The organism is Nocardioides sp. NPDC004968 (genome assembly GCF_040608935.1).
Classification (GTDB): domain Bacteria; phylum Actinomycetota; class Actinomycetes; order Propionibacteriales; family Nocardioidaceae; genus Nocardioides.
On record NZ_JBEXJF010000012.1, the window covers coordinates 61,742 to 76,878 of the forward strand.

The window sequence follows — 15,137 nt, forward strand, 5'->3', positions numbered from 1 at the left end:
AGGTGGCCCCGATCGATCCTTTAACCTCACTGCGCGTGCCCCCACACGCCTATGCCCGCCTGGTTGCGATCCTCGCGGCCCTGACGCTGATCCTGGGGCCCGCCGCCGTCAACCCGGCCTCAGCCGCCACCGGCGCCTCCACCGAGCTCTCGGTCGCCGCGCCGACCGCCAGCGTCTCCCGGCCGATCCTGGGTGAGTCGTTCAGGCTGAGCGGCTCGCTCGGGCCCGGCGTGAGCCGGGTGGTCCGGCTGCAGCGCTACCACGACGGCGACTGGGAACCCGTGCAGAAGCAGTTCGCCGCACAATCCGGTCACTACTCCTTCATCGTGAGCCAGTCCTCATGGAGGATGCGCTGGCGGGTCTTCGCTCCCGGCGTCGAGCGTGAGGGGCGGAACTGGGCGGAGCGGGTCTCGGCGCCGCGTACGCTCTTCGGGCAGCAGCAGGCCGTCACGACCAGCATGGCGAGGTCGGTGCGCGCCGGAAGCGCAGTGCGACTCACCCTCTTCGCCGCTCCGGCCCGCCCCGGACGGGTCCTGACCCTCCAGCGCGAAGGCGGCGACGGCTGGACGAACGTAGCCCACCTCACCACCGGCGCGACCGGCCATGCGACGTACGTCTTCAGGACCCGGGAGGTGGCGAAGACGCGCTTCCGGACGATCGCCCGGGCGCATCACGGGGCGCCGGCGTTCGTGGGATCCTCAGCGGCCGTCTACGCCCTCGGGAGCAGGCCGGTCGGAGTGATGGCCTGGCGCGGCGACTCGCTCAACCATCCGGAGAACACCCTGGACGCGTTCCGCAGCGCCGTGCGGCAGCGGGCCGACTACATCGAGATGGACTTCCAGCCGACGGCCGACGGCGAGTGGGTCCTGGTGCACGACGGCGACTTCAGGCGTACGACCGATGTCGAGGCCCGCTTCCCCGAGCGCCGGAGGGCGAGCCCGCGGGAGTTCACCCTCGCCGAGGTGCAGTCGCTCGACGCGGGCTCGTGGATGGGGCCGCAGTTCCGGGGTGTCCGGGTGCCGACCATCGAGGAGACCTTCGACGCCATCGAGTCGGCCGAGCGACTCCACGGCCACCGGGTCCGGCTCGTGGTCGAACTCAAGGGCGAGAGCGCCGCCGAGATGCGCGCGCTCTACCGCAAGGTCGTCTCGCTGCGTCCGGACTGGGTCTCCAGGAAGAGCCACGGCGACAAGGCGATCTTCATGAGCTTCGAGGCGAGCCACTTCGACTTCCCCGGCTTCGAGCGGACCGGGATGGAGACGGTCGCCGTCAAGGACGAGCCCGACCCCGCAGACCTCCACGATGGCGAGTTCACCCAGGTGCACCTCCACACCCGGCTGCTCGACGCCGCCCTCGTGGACCGCTACCGCAACCAGGGAGCCGAGGTCGGCACCTGGCCGGCGGTCGGCACCGCTTCTGTGCTCCGCGCCGCGGTCGCGGGGGTCGACTACGTCACCACCGATGACGTCGCCGGTGCTCGTCGCGCACTGCTCCACTAGGCGGATGTGAGGACTGACACTCACAGTGCAACTCCGAGTTGCACACCGCGTACAGTGTGCTTGGTGAGCACCCGATCAACCAGTCCCCACTCCGCCTCGGGCTCCGCTTCGGCCCGCGGCACCGAGTCCGACGGACGCCGCTCGGCCGCCGCCGCCCGACGCCGTGCCCGCGAGGCAGACATCGTCGCCGCCACCCGCAAGCTCTTCGACGAGCGCGGAGTGAGCGACGCCCAGATCGAGGACATCGCCAAGGCGGTCGGCATCAACCGCGCGATCGTCTACCGGCACTTCACCGGCAAGGACGAGATCTTCGCGCTCACCCTGGTCGGCTACCTCGACGAGCTCCGCGAGCGGATGCTCTCCGCGACCGAGGGCGACAGCGCCCCCACCGACGTGGTCCGCGACGTCGTCGGCACCTTCGTCGACTACGGGATCGAGCATCCCGCCTTCGTCGACTGCGCCCAGACGCTGATGCGCCGCAGCGGCTCCGACCTGCTCGACGAGCTCTCCGAGAGCGCCCTGTTCCGCCTGGGCCGGGCGATGAACGGCTGTCTCACCATCCTCACCACGGTCTTCGAGGACGGCGCCGCCTCCGGCGAGCTCCACGTCAAGGACGCCAATCTGCTCGCCAACACCCTCTACGCCTCCGGTCTCGGCGCCCTCCAGCTCGCCCGCGTCGGCATCCTCGTCTCGGAGTCCGCCCCCGGCGTACCCACCGTCGGCTCCGTCTCCCCCGACCAGGTCCGCGACTTCCTCGTCACCTCCGCCCTGGCCCTCACCGCCAAATAACGCCGAGCCGTCACGTACGTCGCCCGAGACGTCACGTACGACGGTCGAGACGTCAGTTGTGGGCGCCGAGATTGCAGTTGTGGGCGACGAAACTCGAACTTCGTCGCCCACAACGACATTCTCGGCCGCCACTTCTACCGATTCGGCGGGCTAGCAACGGCCGAGGCGTCACGTACGTCGGCCGAGCTGGCAGTCGGGTGTCAACTCGGCCGACGGGAGTGACGTATCGGCCGACCGGGGTGACGCCTCGGCTGGCTCTGGTCGCCTCAGCGTGAGGGTTACTTCTCCAGGATGGCGACTACGCCCTGACCACCTGCGGCGCAGACGGAGATCAGTCCGCGGCCGGAGCCCTTCTCATCGAGGAGCTTGGCGAGGTTGTTGATGATCCGGCCGCCGGTGGCGGCGAAGGGGTGGCCGGCGGCGAGGCTGGAGCCCTTGACGTTGAGCTTCTCGCGCGGGACGGTGCCGAGCGGGGCGTCGAGGCCGAGCTTGTCCTTGCAGAAGTCCGGGGACTCCCAGGCGGCGAGGGTGGAGAGGACCTGCGATGCGAACGCCTCGTGGATCTCGAAGAAGTCGAAGTCGTCGAAGGTCAGGCCGTTGCGGGCGAGCAGGCGCGGGACGGCGTAGGCGGGAGCCATCAGCAGGCCCTCGCCACCGGCGACGTAGTCGACAGCGGCGACCTCGGCGTCGACGAAGTAGGCCAGTACCGGCAGCTTCTTGGAAGCGGCCCACTCCTCGCTCGCGAAGAGCACCGCGGAGGCGCCGTCGGTCAGCGGCGTCGAGTTGCCGGCCGTCATGGTCGGGTTCTCGCCCTTGACCCCGAAGACGGGCTTGAGCGTCGCGAGCTTCTCCACGGTCGAGCCCGGGCGCAGGTTGTTGTCCTTCTCCAGACCGCGGAACGGGGTGATCTGGTCCTCGAACCAGCCGGCCTCGTACGCGGCGGCGAGCTTCTGGTGGGAGGCGGCGGCCAACTCGTCCTGAGCCTCGCGGGTGACGCCCCACTCCTGCGCGGTCAGCGCGGCGTGCTCACCCATGGAGAGCTTGGTGCGCGGCTCGACGTTGGCCGGGATGTTGGGGATGACGTCGGCGGGGCGGAGCTTGGCGAAGGCCTTGACCCGGTCGATGTTGGTCTTGGCGCGGTTGGCCTCGAGCAGGACCTTGCGGAGCTTCTCGCCCAGCGCGATCGGCGCGTCGGAGGTGGTGTCGGTGCCGCCCGCGATGCCGGAGTCGAGCTGGCCGAGCGCGATCTTGTTGGCGATGTACGTCGCGGCCTGGAGGCCGGTGCCGCAGGCCTGCTGCAGGTCGACGGCGGCCGTCTCGGGGGCCAGCCTGGAGCCGAGCACCGACTCGCGGGTCAGGTTGAAGTCGCGCGAGTGCTTGAGCACCGCGCCGGAGGCGACCTCACCGATGCGCTCACCCTCGAGGCCGAAGCGAGCGGCGAGGCCGTCGAGGACGGCGGTGAACATCTCCTGGTTGGACGCGGTCGCGTACGCACCGTTGGAGCGGGCGAAAGGAATACGGTTGCCGCCCACGATGGCGACACGACGAGTGGTGGTCATGAGTTCATCCTTGTCTGATGAAGCGCTTTGGAGAAGGGTATGTCAGGGAGATCACGAAAAGTGGACACCGAGTTACACCTGTAGTTACAACTGGCCGGTAACATACCAACGTACGCCTCAGAGACCACGTCCAGAAGGATCAGAGAGACCATGAGCGACAAGTACCAGAGCTTCACCCAGTCGGCGATCGGCAAGGTCCTCGTCAAGAACCTCGGGCTGCCGAGCCCCGCCAAGCTCGAGCGGTACGCAGCCGGTGCCCCGCTCGTGAAGGGCACCGTCCTCGTCGGCGGGCGTGGTCGTCTGGCGGAGTCGCTGAGCGGGCTCCTCGGCGAGCTGGACATCACCTCGACCGACACGGCGACGGCCGGCACCCGGTTCAAGGGTCTCGTCTTCGACGCGACCGGTCTCACCTCGACCGCCGACCTGGTCGCGCTGCAGGAGTTCTTCACCCCGGTGCTGCGCAGCCTGGAGAACAACCCGCGCGTGGTCGTGATCGGCACCCCGCCCGAGCAGCTCGAGGGCGCGGAGCGGGTCGCCCAGCGCGCCCTGGAGGGCTTCACCCGCAGCCTCGGCAAGGAGATCGGCAAGGGCGGCACCGTCCAGCTCGTCTACGTCGCCGAGGGCTTCGAGGGCTCGCTGCTCTCCACGCTGGCCTTCCTGCTCTCCCCGAAGAGCGCCTACGTCTCCGGCCAGGTCGTGCGGATCGGCACCAAGAACGCCTCTCCCGCAGCCGAGCAGGTGGACCCGAAGAAGCCGCTGACCGGCAAGGTCGCGCTCGTCACCGGCGCCGCCCGCGGCATCGGCGAGGAGATCGCCAAGGTCCTGCAGCGCGACGGCGCGACCGTCGTCGGTCTCGACATCCCGCCGGCCGAGGACGACCTGAAGAAGGTCACCCCCGACTACATCACCGCCGACATCACCTCCGCGGACGCACCGGCCACGATCGCGGCCTACCTCCAGGAGAAGTTCGGCGGCGTCGACATCGTCGTGCACAACGCCGGCGTCACCCTCGACAAGAAGCTGGCCAACCAGAAGCCCGACCGCTTCGGCAAGGTGCTCGAGATCAACATCACCGCGCCGGAGCGGATCACCGCCGAGCTGCTCGAGCAGAAGCTGGTCCGGCCCAACGGCCGCATCATCGGCGTCTCCTCGATCGCCGGCATCGCCGGCAACCTCGGCCAGACCTCCTATGGCGCCTCGAAGGCCGCCGTCATCGGCTTCGTCGACTCGCTGGCCGAGGAGCTTCCCGACGGGATCACGATCAACGCGGTCGCGCCGGGCTTCATCATCACCCAGATGACGGCGGCGGTTCCGTTCGCGACGCGTGAGGTCGGCCAGCGGCTCAACGCGATGGCCCAGGGCGGCCTGCCGGTCGACGTCGCCGAGACCATCGCCTGGTACGCCTCGCCCGCCTCCACCGGCGTCAACGGCAACGTCGTGCGGGTCTGCGGCCAGATGATGCTGGGGGCCTGATGAGCACGCCCAAGACCGAGCCCAGCTTCACCGGCAGGTCCGGTCCCGCCCTGCTCGTCCGGGCGGCGCTGCCGGCCATCCCGGGCATCAACGCGCTCCCGGGGATCAAGAAGACCGGCGTCGCCTACGAGGAGCTCAGCCTCACCCGCGAGCCGGTCGCTCTCGAGCGGACGGCGGTCGACGCGTACGCCGAGCTGTGCGGCTTCCCGATCAAGGACACCGTGCCGCTCCCCTACCCGCACATGCTGGCCTTCCCGCTGCACATGGCGCTGATGTCCTCGCCCGACTTCCCCTCGCCCGCGATGGGGATGGTCCACATCGAGAACTCGATCAGCGGCTACCGCCCGATCTCGGTCGGCGAGGCGGTCGCGGTCACCGCGACCGTGGGGCAGCCCGAGCCACACCCGGTCGGCAAGGCGTACCGGTTCCTGACCGTCGCCACAGTCGAGGGCGAGGTCGTGTGGGAGTCCACCTCGACGTACCTCGTCCGGGGGAAGCGCAACGCCGACGTGACCTGGAAATCAGATCTGATCGAGGTCGACCCGTCCGGTCCCGTGTTCCCGCTCAAGGCCGACCTAGGCAGGCGCTACGCCAAGGTCGCCGGCGACTACAACCCGATCCACCTCTACCCGCTGACCGCGAAGGCGCTGGGCTTCAAGCGCCAGATCGCGCACGGGATGTGGACCAAGGCGCGCTGCATCGCGGCGCTGGAGAACCGGCTCCCGGGCGCGGTGCGGGTGGATGTCGCCTTCAAGAAGCCGGTCTTCCTGCCGTCCTCGGTGGCGTTCGGGTCGCTCAAGCACCTGGACGGCTACGACTTCTCGCTCCACAAGCGCGGGTCGGACACGCTCCATCTGGTGGGGCGTACGACCGCGCTCTGAGCCCGGGCTCGCGGTTCAGCGGCGAAGAGCGGTGACCCAGTAGGGCGTGTCGGGCTCCGGGGTGGTGGTGAACCGGGCGTTGGGCAGGTAGAGCCGGTCGCGGTAGGCGGCGACGGTCGTCGGCACGTCGAAGTCGTCGCTCGTCAGGGTGTCGACCTGGACACCGCTGAAGCCAGACCTGTCCAGATGGATGACGGCGATCTGGTTGATGCGGTTGCGGACGACGTACAACGTCCTGCCGAGCAGCAGCATGCCGTCGCCGTTGGTGAGGCTGGCCCCACCGAGGTCGACGACACTGGTCGCGCCGGTGCGCGGGTCGACACGGTGGAGGAGGCCCGTGGTCGAGTTGACCACCAGCAGGCCGCGGCCGTCTGGAGTAGCGGTGATGCCGTTGGCATTGAAGCCCTCCACCTGCTCCCAGTCCCCGGTGAGCGGGAGGGTGCGGACCGGGCCTCGGCCGAGCGGCACGGCGTAGAGCTGGGCCTGCTGGGAGTCGGTGAACCACGCGGAGTGGCGGGTGAGGACGACGTCGTTGACGAAGCTGGTCGCGGTGGTGAGCTGGTGGTCGGCGAGGAGACGGCCGGTGCGGGTGTCGATCACCCGGGCGGTTCCGCTGGGGCCGCCGGAGGCGAAGAGTCGGCCGTGGCGGTCGACCTTGATGCCGACGGTGGCGGTGCCGGGGCCTTGGGAGACCACCTTGCCGCGGCCGGTGCGCAGGTCGACGCGGTAGATGTCGCCGTCCACGCGCGACCCGAACCAGGCCGTCGGCCCGCCTCCGATCGCGATGCCCTCGGGCTGGAAGCCGCGCGGGAGGTCGAATCTCTTGGGGAAGACCGTGTGCGCGTCGGCCGTGGCTGGGACGATGGCCGCGACCAATGCCGCGGCGAGCAGGGCGATACGGATCCGGAACATCGTTGCTCCTGACGGGGTCGGCGCCGCCGAGCCGGCGTGGAGGACGGCTGCTACCGCCTACCGTACGCCGCAGGCCCGATAACCCGTGGCGACTCAGGGTGAGCAGGTGGGACCGTGAGTCTCATGACCCCGATGACTCTTCCCACCGGCTATGCCGAGCGGCCGTTGGAGCTGGCCGATGCTGCCGCCGTCACCAGGGTGATGGCCGCCAACGAGCTGGCCACCGTCGGCGAGGTCGTCATCGAGCTGGCAGACATCGTTTCGGAGTGGCAGCGACCTTCCTTCGACGTCTCCGCCCGGACGGTCGGTGTGGTCGATGCCGACGGCGACCTGGTCGGCTACGCGGAGTGCTCCGGTGGCTCCCGGGCCGATGCCGCGGTGCATCCAGACCACTGGGGCCGTGGTCTCGGCACCGCCCTGGCCGGCTGGCTCGCCGCAAAGGCGGGTGAGCTCGGGGAGCCGGTCATCGGCATGCCGGTACCCCAGGGCTCGCCCGGCGACCGGCTGCTGGAGTCCCTGGGCTGGTTCCCGCGCTGGGAGTCCTGGGTCCTGGCGCTGCCGCAGAACGCGGCGATCCCGGTGCGGGAGCTGCCGGAGGCGTACGCCATCCGGGCTGCCACACCGCAGGACCACGAGCAGGTGTGGACCGTGATCGAGGACGCCTTCCTGGAGTGGTCCGAGCGCGAACGTGAGCCCTACGCAGACTGGGTCGCCACGACCATCGAACGGCCCGGCGCCGAGCCGTGGAACGTCCGCGTGGTGACCGGCCCGGACGGTGCCGTGGTCGCCGCCGCGGTGCTGGTGATGACCGAGGACGGCGGGGAGGGGTACGTCAGCAGGCTGGCCACCCGCAAGGACCAGCGCAACCGCGGCCTGGCCCAGGCGCTCCTCGCCGACGCGTTCGGCGCCGCCCGCGCCCACGGAGCGACACGCGCGACCCTGTCGACGGACTCCCGCACCGGCGCCCTCGACCTCTATCTCCACGTCGGCATGGAGGTCGAGTCCACCTGGGTCCACCGGGCGACCCGGCCCTGATCCCACTTCGGCGCCCCGGCCTCGGCTACCATCTTGCGTCCAGGAGGTGGACAGACATGTCCGACGTACTGATCCGAGGACTCTCGGATGACGAGCTCGCGCGCATCGACACCGAGGCGACGCGGCTCGGGCTCACCCGCAACGAGTATCTCCGCCGATGGTTCACGCCCGACGCTCTGCGTCCGCTGCCACCGGCGCGACCCGTGGCCGGCGGCGACTTCGCGAAGTTCGCCCCGCTCGCCGACCGGGGTCTGATGCGTGACGCATGGTCGTGAGGCGACCCTGGCTGATGCACCGGTCGGCACTCGCCCGGATGTCCACCAGCCCCGACGCTGAGAAGTGGTCCCGCCTGATCGAGCTGGGACAAGTACGCATCACCACCACCACACTGCTCGAGATCGGCCATCTGGCCCGATCCGAGCGGGAGTGGTCCGATCTCGTCGAGGACGTGCCGGTGATCCACATGCCGCTCGCGACCCTCACTCCGCGTACGGAGGCACGGGCGCTGGAGATCCAGCGCATCGTGCTGCGCGACGGCCGCCACCGGGCGCCGTCGGTGCCCGACCTGCTGGTGGCCGCGGTCGCCGAGGAGGCCGATCTCACCGTCCTCCACGCCGACAACGACGTCGATCTCATCACCCGCACGACCGGTCAGCCGGTCGAGCGGCTGCGTGGCTGAGGCTCAGAAGAGCTCGCGGACCTTCTCGATCGGCCGGGCGAGCACGCCGCGGTCGCCCTTGAGCACGATCGGGCGCTGCAGCAGGGCAGGGTGCTCGACCATCAGCGCGACCAGCTCGTCCTCGGAGAGGTCGCGGTTGGCCAGGTCGAGCTCCTTGTAGACCGGCTCCCGCTTCCGCAGCACGTCACGCGCACTCAGGCCGGTCTTGGCGAGGATGTCCTCGACCTCCTCGGTCCGCAGGCCGAGCACGTGGTAGTCGACCTTCTCGAAGTCGACGCCCTCCTCCTTGAGGAGAACGAACAGGTTCCGACACGTCGTGCAGGTCGGCTTCTCGTACACGGTGATCTGGTCCACGGCGCCACCTTAGCCCGCGGTTCGGGTGCGCTATCGCGGCAGGCGACCAGGGTGTGCGATAGTGCGCCGACCTATTTCTGGACGCGCTGATGAGGCCGACGAGCCGACTCGACGAAGAGGTCAGGCGCGGGGCGGGCGGATGAGGCCCTCTTGAGCAACCGTGGCGGCCAGGATGCCGTCGGCGGTGAAGACCCGGCCGATGGACAGGCCGCGGCCGCCGTAGGCCGAGGGGCTCTCCTGGTCGTAGAGCCACCATTCGTCGGCGCGGAAGGGGCGGTGGAACCAGATGGTGTGGTCGAGCGAGGCCATCTGGATGCCCTTGTGGTCCAGCGAGTGGGCCGCGAGAGAGGCGCCGAGCAGCGAGATGTCGGAGGCCCAGGTGAAGGCACCACGCTGGATGTCGGGATCGTCGGGCAGCGAGGCGCCCAGCCGGATCCAGAGACGCTGCTGCGCGGGATGGACCGGATCGGGCTTGATGCCGAGCAACGAGTTGCCGACAGCACGCACCTCGACCGCCTCCCACTCGCGCGCCAGCGAGACGGCCTCCGGGCTGCCGGAGTCGGCCATCATCTTCAGGAAGTCGATGCACTTCTCGGGCGGCGGGACCGACGGCATCGCATCCTGGTGCTCGAACCCGGACTCCTCACGCTGGAAGTTGGCGGTGAGGTAGTAGATGTCGCGGCCCTTCTGCCGCGCCCGAACCCGCCTGGTCTCGAAGGAGCGCCCGTCACGGATCCGCTCGACCTCGTAGACGATCGGGTAGGACGGGTCGCCCGGCAGCAGGAAGTACGAGTGCATCGAGTGCACCGTGAAGGCCGGGTCGGCGGACCGGATGGCGGCCATCAGCGCCTGCGCTGCCACCTGGCCGCCGTAAGCGCGTCCACGCGAGTTTCGGGTCGTGGTGGCGCCGTGGAAGAGGTCCTTGTCGATCTCGACGAGGTCGAGCACACCCACCAGCTCGGCCACCGCCTGATCCGCCGCTACGGCGTCCGTCGTCATGTGAGTGAGTGTCTCTCAATCCTTCTCAGGGTTGTCATCGGGGTCGGGACCGTTGAGCCCGGCCAGGAACTGCTCGAACTGCTCACCGAGCTCGTCACCGGTCGGCAGCGGCTCGTCGGGCGCCAGCAACGAGCGTCCGGACTCCTCGCCGCGCTGGAAGGTGTCGTACTGCTGCTCGAGAGCGGCCACGACCTCCCGCACCTCGGCATTGTCCTCGATGTAGGAGGCGATCTCCTCCTCGCGGCGCTGGGCTTCCGCCTCCAGGTCGGAGACCGGGATCGTCAGCCGGGCCGCGCGCTCGAGCTCCTCGACGAGCACGACCGCAGCGGCCGGGAAGTCACTCTGGGCCAGGTAGTGCGGCATGTGCACCACGTAACCGCCCGCGGGGTGGCCCCACTCCCCCAGGCGTACCTCCACCAGGGCCTGGGCTGAGGCCGGGATCCGGATCTCGCCCTTCCACGGGCTCTCCCAGACCTGCCCGGCGAGCTCCTGTGCCGGGTCGTTGGCGTGCCTGGTCGTGGTCAGCGGGCGGGTGTGCGGCACCGCCATCGGCACCGACGCGAGCGAGATCACCTCGGTCACGCCGAGGCGCTCGATGACCTCGCGTACGGCGCCGGCGAAGGCCTCCCAGCGGTTGTCCGGCTCGGGGCCGTGCAGCAGGAGGTAGGGGTTGTCACCGGTGTCCTTGAGCAGCCGGACGACCAGCCGCGGCGCGTCGAAGGACTCGTAGTGATCGCTGACGAAGGAGATCGCCGGTCGGCGGGCCCGGTAGTCGTGGAGCTCGTCGACGTCGAAGGTCGCCACCACCGGCGCTCGCCTCGACGTCTGGATCAGATGAGCCGCGGCCCGCTCGGCGGCCTTGCCCGCGTCGAGGAAGCCGTCCAGGACGACCACCAGCGGAAGCTGGTCACCTCCGGCAAGGATGATCTCCTCGGGCAGGTCGTCGACGATGTGCACCAGTCGTGATCCGGCCATCGGTGTCTCCTCCCGTTGCGTACGGCCCTCGCGGGCCTCGTCGTCGCTCGCCTCGCCAGGGATCGCGACCCTGGGGCTCAACCTTCTCAATACACGCTTCCACATGACGACAGCGCAGCATCCTGGACGCCCCAGTTATTCCCAAGCCGACGCGCGGAGACCGGCGACCTCAGCTGCGACAGGCCGTGTGACCTCCCCCTCGGTGCGGCCGTTGTTACTAGCGGGTAATGTAGTCGGCGGGCACCACCCGTGCCCGCACCTCAGCACCACCTAGTAGGAGTGACACGGTGACCCGACAGCTGCGAGAAGTCGTCTTCGTCGACGGCGTACGCACACCTTTCGGCAAGGCCAAGGGCCAGTACGCCGAGACCCGCGCAGACGACCTGGTCGTCAAGCTCATCCGTGAGCTCACGCGCCGCAACCCCGAGCTTCCCCCCGAGCGGATCGACGAGGTCGCCATCGCCGCGACCACGCAGATCGGCGACCAGGGCCTGACGATCGGCCGCACCGCCGGCCTGCTCGCCGGGCTCCCGCAGTCCGTCCCCGGCTACGCGATCGACCGGATGTGCGCCGGCGCGATGACCGCCGTCACCACGACCGCCGGCGGCATCGCCTTCGGTGCCTACGACGTCGTCATCGCCGGCGGTGTCGAGCACATGGGCCGCCACCCGATGGGTGAGGGCGTCGACCCCAACCCGCGGATCATCTCCGAGAAGCTCGTCGACCCCTCGGCGCTCGTCATGGGCAACACCGCCGAGAACGTCCACGACCGCTACCCGGCGATCACCAAGGAGCGCACCGACGCGTTCGCCGTCCGCTCTCAGGAGCTGGCGGCCAAGGCGTACGCCGACGGCAAGATCCAGCCCGACCTGGTCCCCGTCGCCACCCGCTCCGCCGAGAACGGCTGGGGCCTGGCCACCACCGACGAGCCGATGCGTCCGGGCACCACCACCGAGGACCTGGCCAAGCTGAAGACCCCGTTCCGCCCGCACGGCCGCGTCACCGCGGGCAACGCGGCGGGCATCAACGACGGCGCGACGGCCTCGTTGCTGGCCTCCGAGGACGTCGCCCGCGAGCTCGGTCTGCCGATCAAGATGCGGCTGGTGTCGTACGCCTTCGCCGGCGTCGCCCCCGAGGTCATGGCCGTCGGCCCGATCCCGTCGACCGAGAAGGCGCTGGCCAAGGCCGGGCTCACGATCGACGACATCGAGGCCTTCGAGGTCAACGAGGCGTTCGCGATCCAGGTGCTCGCCTTCCTGGACCACTTCGGCATCGCCGAGGACGACGAGCGCGTGAACCCCTACGGCGGCGCGATCGCGTTCGGCCACCCGCTGGCCTCCTCCGGTGTGCGGCTGATGATCCAGCTCGCGCGCCAGTTCGAGGAGCGCCCCGAGGTCCGCTACGGCCTCACCACCATGTGCATCGGCCTGGGTATGGGCGGCACGGTCATCTGGGAGAACCCGAACTGGACTGGGGAGTCGAAGTGACTGACATCAACACCCTTCTCGCTGATGTCGAGAAGCTCTTCTCCGACGACGAGGTCGTGACCGCGGCCAAGCTGGCGAAGGTCACCCTGCCCTCCGGCAAGGTCCTCGGCCTGGTCACCCTCGACAACGGCCACGACCACACCCGGCCGAACACGTTCGGGCCGAAGTCGCTGGTCGAGCTCAACACGGCGTACGACGCGGCCCTGGCCGACCCCGAGATCGACGCGGTCGCGGTGACCGGCAAGCCGTTCATCCTCGCGGCCGGTGCCGACCTGACCTCGCTGCAGGCGGGCGGCCCGGACGGGATCCGTACGATCGCCGAGCTCGGTCACGCGGTCTTCCGCAAGCTGGGCGACGGCGCCGACGGCGTCAAGAAGCCGTCCTTCGGCTTCATCAACGGGCTCGCACTCGGTGGTGGCCTCGAGGTCGCGCTGCACGCCGACTACCGCACGATCCAGGACTCGGTGCCGGCCGTCGGCCTGCCCGAGGTCATGCTCGGCCTGATCCCGGGCTGGGGCGGTGGCTACCTGCTGCCGAACCTGATCGGTCCGGCCAAGGCCGCCAAGGTCTTCATCGAGAACCCACTCAACAACGGCAAGGTGCTCAAGGGCACCGAGGCCTTCGACCTCGGCATCGCGGACGCGATGTTCGGTGGCGCCGACTACCTCGAGCAGTCGCTGCTCTGGGCCGACGGCATCCTGTCCGGTGACGTCACGGTCACCCGCGAAGAGATCGACCGGGGCGAGGCCTGGGACGAGGCTGCCAAGAACGCCGGCTTCTTCGCCTGGGCCAAGACCGGCGACGCCTCCCCGGCCGCCAAGAAGGCCGTCGAGCTGCTCACCCTGGCCAAGACGGCGACCCGCGACGAGGGCTTCGCGGCCGAGGACGACGCCCTCGTGGCGATGTCGAAGACCCCGCAGCTGCTCGCCTCGCTCTACTCCTTCGACCTGGTGCAGAAGCGCGCCAAGCGTCCCGCCGGCGCCCCCGACAAGGCGCTCGCGCAGAAGGTCACCAAGGTCGGCATCATCGGTGCCGGTCTGATGGCCTCGCAGTTCGCGCTGCTCTTCGTCCAGCGTCTCAAGGTGCCGGTCGTCATGGTCGACCTGGACCAGGAGCGCGCCGACAAGGGCGTGGCGTACGTCCACGCCGAGCTCGACAAGAAGCTCGCCAAGGGCCGTGCCTCGCAGGACGCGACCAACCGCCTCAAGGCGCTCGTGACGTCGTCGATCGACTACGCGGAGGCCTTCTCCGACGCCGACTTCATCATCGAGGCCGTCTTCGAGGAGATGGGCGTCAAGAAGACCGTCTTCGCCAACGCCGAGGCCGTCGCGCCGGAGACCGCGGTCTTCGCCACGAACACCTCGAGCCTCTCGATCACGGAGATGGCGGCCGACCTGAAGAACCCCGAGCGGGTCGTGGGCTTCCACTTCTTCAACCCGGTCGCGGTGATGCCGCTGCTCGAGATCATCCGCGGCGAGAAGACGTCGGACGCGGCCCTGGCCACGGCGTTCTCCGTCTCCAAGTCGCTGAAGAAGACGTCCATCCTGGTCAAGGACAGCCCGTCCTTCATCGTGAACCGGCTCCTGGGCCGCTTCATGGGCGAGGTCTCCAAGGTCGCCGACGAGGGCACCCCGGTCGATGTCGTCGAGTCCGCCTTCGCCGGGGTCGCGCCGATGGGCCCGTTCGCGCTGATCGGCCTGGTCGGCCCGGCGATCGCGTACCACAACAACGAGACCCTCGCGAAGGCCTTCCCGGACCGGTTCTACCTCTCCGAGAACCTCCACCGGGTCGTCGAGGCCAAGAAGAGCTCCTTCTTCGGTCCCGACGGGCGCACCCTCGACCCCGAGGTCGAGGCGCTGCTCGTCTCCGGCGACGTGGTCAAGACCGCCGAGGAGGCGCGCCAGCAGTCGCTCGAGGCCATCGCCGACGAGATCGGCCGGATGCTCGAGGAGGGCGTCGCCCAGGCCGCCGAGGACATCGACCTGGCGATGATCACCGGGGCCGGCTTCCAGTTCTGGAACGGCGGCATCACCCAGCTCCTCGACCGCGAGGGCATCTCCGAGAAGGTCACCGGGAAGAAGTTCCACTGACCGAAGCAAGTCCGCCCCCGACCGATCTGATCGGTCGGGGGCGGTCCCATGCTGGGCCGGGGCAGTCCCGGACGCACCTCAGCAGGGACTCAGGCCTTGTCGGTGGCCACCTTGCCGCCTCCGACCGCCGATTCCGGCGTGCCCATGTTCTGCCGCGCGCGGGGCCGCTGCTGGCGACCCGAGGCCTGCGCTGAGCCGCGCCGGCCCTCGATCTTCTTGCGGATCTGTTCGTCCGCCGCTCTGAGGTCGAACGGCGCCGACATCTGCTCAGGTGACCAACGGAACTCGGCCACGAGGTCGTCATAGAGCATTGAATCCCCCGAGTGCTGTGTGGTGACGATACCGAGGGCCCTCGTCGCCCCCGACAGACCCACTCTAAGCCCAGAGCGACCGATATTCGCCAGG

15 protein-coding genes are annotated in these 15,137 nt (G+C 69.5%); 9 read left to right on the top strand and 6 right to left on the bottom strand.

Going from position 1 to position 15,137, the window contains the following annotated elements:
- Nucleotides 1–35 precede the first annotated feature (35 nt).
- Together ABZU72_RS14155 and ABZU72_RS14160 are read left to right on the top strand one after the other, a co-directional pair.
- Nucleotides 36–1,499, top strand: coding sequence for a glycerophosphodiester phosphodiesterase family protein (locus ABZU72_RS14155; RefSeq protein WP_355019482.1), 1,464 nt, complete (start codon nucleotides 36–38; stop codon nucleotides 1,497–1,499).
- A gap of 63 nt (nucleotides 1,500–1,562) precedes the next feature.
- A complete protein-coding gene (locus ABZU72_RS14160; protein ID WP_355019483.1) occupies nucleotides 1,563–2,288 on the top strand; it encodes a TetR/AcrR family transcriptional regulator in 726 nt (241 codons plus the stop codon).
- A 278-nt stretch (nucleotides 2,289–2,566) separates the two neighbouring features.
- Here the strand turns inward: ABZU72_RS14160 and ABZU72_RS14165 are convergent, their stop codons facing one another.
- Nucleotides 2,567–3,847 (bottom strand): acetyl-CoA C-acetyltransferase, encoded by a 1,281-nt coding sequence (locus ABZU72_RS14165; protein WP_355019484.1) that lies wholly within the window; start codon nucleotides 3,845–3,847, stop codon nucleotides 2,567–2,569.
- Nucleotides 3,848–3,997: 150 nt separating this feature from the next.
- On the opposite strand from ABZU72_RS14165, the gene ABZU72_RS14170 reads away from it, so the two are divergent.
- Nucleotides 3,998–5,320: a 3-oxoacyl-ACP reductase gene (locus ABZU72_RS14170; RefSeq protein ID WP_355019485.1), complete on the top strand. Its 1,323-nt coding sequence runs from the start codon at nucleotides 3,998–4,000 to the stop codon at nucleotides 5,318–5,320.
- Nucleotides 5,320–6,201 (top strand): MaoC/PaaZ C-terminal domain-containing protein, encoded by an 882-nt coding sequence (locus ABZU72_RS14175; RefSeq protein WP_355019486.1) that lies wholly within the window; start codon nucleotides 5,320–5,322, stop codon nucleotides 6,199–6,201. Before ABZU72_RS14170 ends, ABZU72_RS14175 begins: the two co-directional genes overlap by 1 nt.
- 15 nt (nucleotides 6,202–6,216) lie before the next feature.
- On the opposite strand, the gene ABZU72_RS14180 is transcribed toward ABZU72_RS14175, so the two are convergent.
- Nucleotides 6,217–7,113, bottom strand: a complete 897-nt coding sequence (locus tag ABZU72_RS14180; protein WP_355019487.1) for a superoxide dismutase — start codon at nucleotides 7,111–7,113, stop codon at nucleotides 6,217–6,219.
- 123 nt (nucleotides 7,114–7,236) lie between these two features.
- Between ABZU72_RS14180 and ABZU72_RS14185 the strand changes: the two genes are divergently transcribed.
- From ABZU72_RS14185 to ABZU72_RS14195, 3 genes are read left to right on the top strand one after another with little or no spacing between them, the layout of a single operon-like run.
- Nucleotides 7,237–8,148, top strand: coding sequence for a GNAT family N-acetyltransferase (locus tag ABZU72_RS14185; protein WP_355019550.1), 912 nt, complete (start codon nucleotides 7,237–7,239; stop codon nucleotides 8,146–8,148).
- A 56-nt stretch (nucleotides 8,149–8,204) separates the two neighbouring features.
- Nucleotides 8,205–8,423 carry a hypothetical protein gene (locus ABZU72_RS14190; RefSeq protein ID WP_091041496.1) on the top strand — a complete coding sequence of 73 codons (219 nt, stop codon included), beginning with the start codon at nucleotides 8,205–8,207 and terminating at the stop codon, nucleotides 8,421–8,423.
- A 14-nt stretch (nucleotides 8,424–8,437) separates the two neighbouring features.
- Nucleotides 8,438–8,827, top strand: a complete 390-nt coding sequence (locus tag ABZU72_RS14195) for a PIN domain-containing protein (protein WP_355019488.1) — start codon at nucleotides 8,438–8,440, stop codon at nucleotides 8,825–8,827.
- A 3-nt stretch (nucleotides 8,828–8,830) separates the two neighbouring features.
- Here ABZU72_RS14195 and ABZU72_RS14200 read toward each other — a convergent pair whose 3' ends face one another.
- The 3 genes from ABZU72_RS14200 to ABZU72_RS14210 form a co-directional block, all read right to left on the bottom strand.
- Nucleotides 8,831–9,181: an ArsC/Spx/MgsR family protein gene (locus tag ABZU72_RS14200; RefSeq protein WP_355019489.1), complete on the bottom strand. Its 351-nt coding sequence runs from the start codon at nucleotides 9,179–9,181 to the stop codon at nucleotides 8,831–8,833.
- A gap of 120 nt (nucleotides 9,182–9,301) precedes the next feature.
- Entirely contained in the window at nucleotides 9,302–10,180 is an 879-nt protein-coding gene (locus tag ABZU72_RS14205; protein WP_355019490.1) for an acyl-CoA thioesterase II, read from the bottom strand.
- Nucleotides 10,181–10,195: 15 nt separating this feature from the next.
- Nucleotides 10,196–11,155: a PAC2 family protein gene (locus ABZU72_RS14210; RefSeq protein WP_355019491.1), complete on the bottom strand. Its 960-nt coding sequence runs from the start codon at nucleotides 11,153–11,155 to the stop codon at nucleotides 10,196–10,198.
- Nucleotides 11,156–11,442: 287 nt separating this feature from the next.
- Between ABZU72_RS14210 and ABZU72_RS14215 the strand changes: the two genes are divergently transcribed.
- Together ABZU72_RS14215 and ABZU72_RS14220 are read left to right on the top strand one after the other, a co-directional pair.
- The gene (locus ABZU72_RS14215; RefSeq protein ID WP_350658645.1) at nucleotides 11,443–12,642 is read left to right on the top strand and encodes an acetyl-CoA C-acyltransferase; all 1,200 of its coding nucleotides are present in this window, start codon (nucleotides 11,443–11,445) and stop codon (nucleotides 12,640–12,642) included.
- Entirely contained in the window at nucleotides 12,639–14,732 is a 2,094-nt protein-coding gene (locus tag ABZU72_RS14220; RefSeq protein ID WP_355019492.1) for a 3-hydroxyacyl-CoA dehydrogenase NAD-binding domain-containing protein, read from the top strand. The genes ABZU72_RS14215 and ABZU72_RS14220 overlap by 4 nt, the downstream gene beginning before the upstream one ends.
- Nucleotides 14,733–14,821: 89 nt before the next feature.
- On the opposite strand, the gene ABZU72_RS14225 is transcribed toward ABZU72_RS14220, so the two are convergent.
- Nucleotides 14,822–15,043: a hypothetical protein gene (locus ABZU72_RS14225; RefSeq protein ID WP_355019493.1), complete on the bottom strand. Its 222-nt coding sequence runs from the start codon at nucleotides 15,041–15,043 to the stop codon at nucleotides 14,822–14,824.
- Between the last annotated feature and the right edge of the window lie 94 nt (nucleotides 15,044–15,137).